The following is a 1,317-nucleotide window of genomic DNA, read 5'->3' as shown; positions in this document are numbered from 1 at the left end:
CGACGACGCCGACCCGTATCGACAATCTCAACTCGATCCATAGCCGCACTGTCCTTTTTGACGTCAATAAGGACAGTCAGTGCCAAATCCGACAATTCCTACAAGGCGGCCCACCTCGGATGCGTACGGCAATCAGAGTGGAGCCCGCCGGCAGCGCTCCCAAGACGATACCGTTCCGACAGTGTCACCGCCCCGCATTCCGCCAAGAAGCCAACGAACCGGCGAGCACGGTTTACGTATTTGACAGACAGTCGAGCAGCTTGCCGGATGCCGGGGCAACGGCATCGGTGCCGAGCAAAATGGCGAACGACACTGTCGTCAATCTCAGCGACGGCAATCTTCTTGCTCTGCAGTCATTGTCCGAAGTGACGAGCCGAGGCGTCGTAGCCTGACACAGTCAGGCGAGTGTGCCCCAGGCTCAGCAATTGGCTCGTGAATGCCTCCACAAACGGCCGCAAGGCACCTGGGTTCATCAGTTGCGCGCATTCCGGCAGAACTTCCTTCGACTGTGACACGTGGTCTCCTCTCGAGGACAAACGAACCTGGAGAGCCGACAACAATTGTGCTGGGCAAGAAAGCGGGACGATCGCTCTAATCTTTTGGAAACAAATGACGAAGTTGCCTCGATTGCTGCGGACTCCGCATAATCCGGCACTCCACATAATTGCGCATGTCGGTGACCCCGCAGGCGAGATAGACCCGTACGCTGTCCCCGGTCCGATCATGCTGCCTCCGCCAGGCGGATCAGACGCATCAGCACCGCATCGGACAGTCCGGTGCTCGCCCTGACGATGCGGCCGTTGCAGAGGACGATCTCGATGCGCTGGTCATCGATGTTGCGGCCAACTGCAGGAATTGCCGTCGCTGCACCAGGATGATCGGGGACCTCTACCGGCACCAGGGCCGGATGGCCCGTCACAGCCAGGTGCTTGCGACGCAGCTCCCGCCGCCACTCGTAGAGGTGCTGCCGGGTGACATCATGGCGCCGGGCGACCTCGGCAACACTCGCACCCTTCACACTCACTTCGCTCAGGATCCTGAGCTTGTCCTCGCGCGACCACCGTCGCCGGCGCTCCACCCCTGTCAGAACTTCTTGCCGCATTGTTCACGCCTTGCCGACGTCAACAACGACGTCGTTAACGACGTCAACTCACACAGCATGGCTCGCTTCGTAAGGCGGCCTTGAGCGGCTTTCAATTACCCACATTTTTGGGCTGATCGGCCGCGCTTGCCTGACCGACACCCGTCGTGATTCCTTATCGAGCACCTCATCGTCTGCGACAGGTGTCTCATGGGCCGGGTTTTCTCTTTTCTCTC

Annotated in this window: 2 protein-coding genes; one reads left to right on the top strand and one right to left on the bottom strand. The window is 59.8% G+C overall.

All coding sequences use genetic code 11. The features are described 5' to 3' along the window. Positions 1-392 (top strand): hypothetical protein (locus tag FS320_RS47430; RefSeq protein ID WP_210252265.1); only part of this gene is annotated, 392 nt, incomplete at its 5' end. Between the two features lie 329 nt (positions 393-721). Here the strand turns inward: FS320_RS47430 and tnpA are convergent. Then, positions 722-1,102: an IS66-like element accessory protein TnpA gene (gene tnpA / locus FS320_RS43490; protein WP_152718665.1), complete on the bottom strand. Its 381-nt coding sequence runs from the start codon at positions 1,100-1,102 to the stop codon at positions 722-724. Positions 1,103-1,317: the final 215 nt, after the last annotated feature.

Source organism: Microvirga tunisiensis (assembly GCF_009296175.1).
GTDB lineage: Bacteria > Pseudomonadota > Alphaproteobacteria > Rhizobiales > Beijerinckiaceae > Microvirga > Microvirga tunisiensis.
The sequence above is the reverse complement of the archived record's forward strand: the minus strand, read 5'-3'. Positions and strand labels throughout refer to the sequence as shown.